This is a genomic window from Streptomyces sp. ICN903, from assembly GCF_022015835.1.
GTDB lineage: Bacteria > Actinomycetota > Actinomycetes > Streptomycetales > Streptomycetaceae > Streptomyces > Streptomyces fenghuangensis.
Map to the genome: position 1 here is coordinate 1 of NZ_JAKMAY010000376.1, position 4,828 is coordinate 4,828.

A 4,828-nucleotide genomic window follows, 5' to 3' on the forward strand; every position below is an offset into this window, starting at 1 on the left:
GCGGGCGGGGCGCGGCGGTGCGCGAGCGCATGGTGCGCTTCTGGGGGCAGCTCTACGTCCTCAACTACGCGGTCGGGATCGTCACCGGCATCGTCATGGAGTTCCAGTTCGGGCTGGCCTGGAGCGGGCTCGGGCACTACGCGGGCGATGTCCTGGGCGCCTCGCTGGCGATGGAGACGATCGTCGCGTTCTTCGTCGAGTCCACCTTCCTGGGGCTGTGGATCTTCGGCTGGAACCGCTTCGGGCCCCGGCTGCACTGCGCCCTGCTGTGGGTGGTCACCGGCACCGCTTACCTGTCGGCCTACTGGATCCTGGTCGCCAACGGCTTCCTCAACCACCCCGTGGGGTACGCCAGGACGGCGCACGGCATCGAACTGGCCGACGCCCCCGCCGTGCTGGCCAACCCCAGCACGCTGCTCGCCTTCGGGCACATCGCGGGCGGGGCGCTGCTGACGGCGGCGTTCTTCGTCGCCGGGATCAGCGCGTACCACCTGCGCCGGCGCGGCACGCACGGGCTGTCCGGGGCCGACACCGAGCTGTTCCGCAGATCGCTGCGGATCGGGGTCTTCCTCGCCCCGCCCGCGCTGCTGTGGACGGCGGTGTCCGGCGGCCTCCAGCTCTCCGCGATCGCCGGCCACCAGCCGATGAAGAGCGCGGTGTGGCGGGCGGAGACGGCCGAGATCGCACGGCTCCAGGCGGAGCTGACCGAGCGCTTCGGTCCGGGCGACTACATCCCCTCCCAGGGGCTGGTGCGCGGCGCCGCGCTGCTGATGCTCGGCGCGTTCGCGCTGATGCTGTACGCCTCGGCCGGCTCGGCGCTGCTGGCCTGCTTCCGCCGGGCCGTGCTCCGCTTCCGGGCCTGGCACCTGCTGCTGATGGCGCTGGTGCCGCTGCCGTACGCGGCGATGACGGCGGGCTGGGTCTTCCGGGAGGCCGGTCGGCAGCCGTGGGTGGTGTACGGGCTGCTGCGGACCGAGGACGCGCTCTCGGACGTGTCGGCCGGTGCGATGCGGGTCTCGCTGGCCGTCTTCACCACGCTCTTCGCACTGCTGCTGGCCGTCAACTGGTGGCTGCTGCTGCGCACCGCCCGCCGGGGCCCCGGCGCCGTCGCGCTCGGGGAGATCGGTGAGCCGGGGGAGCCGGAGGAGCCCGCGGGGACCGGAGGTTCCGGAGAGGACGGGCGGGCGCCGGGAGGCGGCGGGCCGCCCGCCGACCGCGACCCCGGCCCCATGCCCGCCTACTGAGGACCGAGAGCCGAGAGCCGAGAGCCGAGAGCCCGCCCGGAGCCGTACGGGCGACGGAGACCGGAGAACGGAGAACGGAGACCGCCGTGGAGACCCTCGCCGCCGCCCTGCTGGGGCTGTTCACCGCCGGCTACCTGGTGCTCGGCGGCGCCGACCTCGGCGTCGGCATGCTCCTGCACCACCTGGGGCGCGACGAGGGCGAGCGGCGGACCGTCCTGGCCGCCATCGCCCCCTTCTTCCTGGCCGACGAGGTGTGGCTGATCGCCGCCGCCGGGGTGTTCGTCGGCTGCTTCCCGGAGCTGGAGGGGGAGGTGTTCAGCGGTCAGTTCGCCGTCCTCGTCCCCCTGCTGACCGGGTGGGTCGTGCGCGACGCGGGCCTGTGGTGGCGCGGACGTGCCCCGTGGCGCGCCTGGCGGGCGCTGTGCGACGGCATGGTCGCGGCCGGGAGCTGGACGGCGGCCCTCGCCTGGGGATGGCTGCTGGCCGGGCTGCTCAACGGAGCTCCGGACGCACCGGCCGCGGGCCCGGCGGCCGTCCTCACCTCGCTGGGCGTGGCCGCGCTGTTCGCCGTCCACGGGTCGGCCTTCGCCGCGCTGCGGCTGACCGGCGGCCTGCGCCGTCGCGCCCGGCTGCCCTCGGGCCGTGCCGGGGAGCGGCCCACCTTCGCCCTGACCGCCCTGGCCATGGCCGCGCTGCCGCTCGCCGCGGGCGTACGGCTGCCCCTGGCCGACTCGGCGGCCGGCGCCGCGGCGCTCGGGCTGCTGGTGCCGGCGGTGCTGGTGGTGGCACCGCTGCTGGCGGCAGCCCAGGTGTGGCTGTGGCTGGCCTTCCGGGGCCGGGTCACCGGCCCCTCGTACCTGTAGACACTCCGATCGGAGAGCGATAAGACCATGAAGCACGTACTCGCGGCCCTCGCCGGCGCCGTCGCCGGCTTCCTCCTGGGCGAACTGACCGCCGTGGCGATCGGCCTGACCGCCGAGGCCGTCCTCGGCGCCTCGATGCCCTTCGCGCTCAAGCTCATGCCCCTGTACCTGGCGGTGGTCGGCGTCGTCGCGGGCCCGTACCTGCTGGGCCGGGAGGCCCGCCGGAGGCGGGAGGGGAGGCGGGAGGACCGGCCGGAGGGGAGCGGGTGACGCCGGCCGGTGCCGGCGCGGGATCCGGCGCCGGGGCGGGGCCGCACTCCGGAACCGCACCCCGGAACCGCGCCCCGGAACCGCGCGCCCCGGGGCCGCACTCCGGGACCGCCTCCGCCGGGCCTCAGAAGACGTCCGGCGCCCAGGGCCTGCGGCCGGTGCGCAGCAGGGCGTCCGCCAGGGCGGCCGCGCCCGGGCGCTCCTCGTCGAGCTGCCCCAGCTCCCGCAGCCGCGAGGCGGACTCGTCCCCCAGGTACATCGAACTCAGCGCGCCCACCCCCATCGAGAGGTCGGCCGGGCGCGTGGTGGGCGCGCAGGTGGCGCCCTCGGGGGAGGCGTCCAGCAGGAAGCGTCCCCCGGCGATGCCCATCGGGTCCTCCAGTTCCAGCACCAGCGTGCCGGAGACCGGGTACGCACGGGTTCGGAGCAGCGCGGGGACGTCCAGCGGCCGCAGCCACAGGAAGTCCGCGTGGGAGGTGATCCGGGCTGCGCGCGGGTTCGGCAGCAGCCGGGGGAGGAGGGAGTCGGGGGCGCGCCGACGGCAGTGGACGGTGGCGACCCAGTCCATGGAGAGCAGGAAGTGCCACAGGGCCCGCTCGGCGGCGGCGTCGGCGGTGATCAGGTCGCGGACGCGGGCGTTCAGGCGCGGCGCCTCGTTCTCCCAGTTGTCGTCGGCGGTGTACGCCAGCAGCCCCCGCACATCTCCCGCGGCGTCGCGGTACACGGCGTGGGAGGCCTGGGTGAAGCCGCTGCCGGGCCAGTCGATCGCGCCGGTGTTCAGCTTCCACCAGCGCTCGGTGCGGTCGGTCATGCCCTGCCGGTCGGGCAGCGTGCGCACCCGCTCGTGGAGCGCGGCGCCCAGGACGCGCGCCCGGGCGGGCTCCACCAGATCGATTCGGGCGCCCTCCTCCTGAGGGCGCGACCAGCGCGGGTCCAGCCCGGCGCGGGCGACGTCCACGGTCCAGTCGGTCGACCAGGTGGCCGGGCCGTAGCCGTAGCGGCCGTAGATCGGGTACTCGGCGGAGTCCAGCGTGGAGCAGACGTCCCCGCGCTCGCGCCCGTCGGCCAGCGCGTCGCGCATCATCCGCGTCAGCAGCCCGCGGCGGCGGTGGGTGGGCAGGACGGAGACGTTGGTGACGGCCAGGGAGTCCACCGCCGCGCCGCCGGGGACGGTCAGCCGCTGCGGCAGCGTGCGGAAGGTGGCGACACAGCGGCCGTCCTCGAACGCCCCTTGCGTACGGTCGAGTTCGATCGCGCCGCGCCGTGCGGCCAGCTCCTCGGCGGTGAGTTCCGCGGAGTGCAGGAAACCGGCGCGCAGAGCGCGCAGCCAGCCCGGGTACTCGTCCTCGGTGATGGTGCGGATGTCAGGGGCGTTCGAGTCCATGGGGGTTACGTTAGGACCGCCGTCTCAGAACGTCGCGCGGATTTCCCCCACCCGCCGCCCACCGCCCAGCAGCGGGGAGTCGCCGATCTTCGCCAGCGCCGGGGACTCCACGCCCATCCGCGCCAGCGTCCGGGCCAGGACCGGGCCGAGCGCCCGCAGCCCGCCGTCGTCGATCTTGATCGCCAGTGCGCGGCCGTCGGGCAGGGCCACCGCCTGGACGGCCTCGGCGCCCACCTTCGCCAGTGCGCCCGGCACTCCGCGCATCAGGTGGGTGTCCTCGCGCCGGGTGCCCGCCACGTACTCGGGGTGGGCCCGCATGGCGTCGGCGACCCGGCGCTCGGGGGTGCCCGGTTCGGCCAGCACGAAGGAGCGGAAGGCGCGGGCCAGGCCGGTGAGGGAGATCGCCATCAGCGGGGCGCCGCAGCCGTCGGTGCCGGTGTGCGCGACCGGCTCGCCCGCCGCCGCCTCGATCCGCTCGCGCACCAGCGTCTGGAGGGGGTGGCCGGGGTCGAGGTAGTCGGCGCCGGACCAGCCGTTCACCCGGCAGGCGGCCAGCATGGCGGTGTGCTTGCCCGAGCAGTTCATGGCGGTGCGGGAGGGACGCGAGCCCGCCGCCAGGAACCGGTCGGCCTCCTCCCGGTCCAGCGGCAGGTCGGGCGGGCAGCCCAGGTCGTCCTCGGTCAGCCCGTGCTCGGCGAGCATGGTGCGCACCAGCTCCAGGTGGAACGGCTCGCCGGAGTGGCTGGCGGCGGCCAGCGCCAGCCGCTCGCCCGACAGCTCCAGGCCGGCGTGCAGCACGGCCGCCGCCTGCATCGGCTTGTTGGACGAGCGGGGGTAGACCGGCGCGGCCACCTCGCCCAGCGACCACTCCACGCCGCCGTCCGGCCCGAGCACCACCACGGAACCGCGGTGGCTGCCCTCGGTGAACCCCGAGCGCACGACCTCGGCGAGGACCGGGAGCTGGACGGAGGGCGCTCCGGCGAGCGGCCCGGGCCGCTCGCCGGGGGCGGGGGTGTTCGCGGGCGGAGTGGTGCTGGCGGACATGGGCGGCCTTCCCTGGGTGTAGG

The 4,828-nt window shown here is 75.7% G+C and carries 5 protein-coding genes; 3 read left to right on the top strand and 2 right to left on the bottom strand.

Translation table 11 applies throughout. The features are described from left to right. From L7D48_RS25910 to L7D48_RS25920, 3 genes are all read left to right on the top strand, one after another. The coding region (locus L7D48_RS25910) for a cytochrome ubiquinol oxidase subunit I (protein WP_237883069.1) at window positions 1-1,244 on the top strand (1,244 nt) is incomplete at its 5' end. Between the two features lie 86 nt (window positions 1,245-1,330). Further along, window positions 1,331-2,107: a cytochrome d ubiquinol oxidase subunit II gene (locus L7D48_RS25915; RefSeq protein ID WP_237883071.1), complete on the top strand. Its 777-nt coding sequence runs from the start codon at window positions 1,331-1,333 to the stop codon at window positions 2,105-2,107. Between the two features lie 27 nt (window positions 2,108-2,134). Next, window positions 2,135-2,377 (top strand): DUF5957 family protein, encoded by a 243-nt coding sequence (locus L7D48_RS25920; protein ID WP_237883073.1) that lies wholly within the window; start codon window positions 2,135-2,137, stop codon window positions 2,375-2,377. A gap of 124 nt (window positions 2,378-2,501) precedes the next feature. Here L7D48_RS25920 and L7D48_RS25925 read toward each other — a convergent pair whose 3' ends face one another. Both L7D48_RS25925 and L7D48_RS25930 read right to left on the bottom strand, forming a co-directional pair. Next, the gene (locus L7D48_RS25925; protein ID WP_237883075.1) at window positions 2,502-3,761 is read right to left on the bottom strand and encodes a GNAT family N-acetyltransferase; all 1,260 of its coding nucleotides are present in this window, start codon (window positions 3,759-3,761) and stop codon (window positions 2,502-2,504) included. Between the two features lie 24 nt (window positions 3,762-3,785). Continuing rightward, window positions 3,786-4,805 carry an asparaginase gene (locus tag L7D48_RS25930; protein WP_237883077.1) on the bottom strand — a complete coding sequence of 340 codons (1,020 nt, stop codon included), beginning with the start codon at window positions 4,803-4,805 and terminating at the stop codon, window positions 3,786-3,788. Between the last annotated feature and the right edge of the window lie 23 nt (window positions 4,806-4,828).

Coding starts and splice junctions, on each gene's coding strand:
- L7D48_RS25920 (WP_237883073.1), top strand. CDS start 2,135: ATGAAGCACGTACTCGCGGCCCTCGCCGGCGCCGTCGCCGGCTTCCTC.
- L7D48_RS25930 (WP_237883077.1), bottom strand. CDS start 4,805: ATGTCCGCCAGCACCACTCCGCCCGCGAACACCCCCGCCCCCGGCGAG.
- L7D48_RS25925 (WP_237883075.1), bottom strand. CDS start 3,761: ATGGACTCGAACGCCCCTGACATCCGCACCATCACCGAGGACGAGTAC.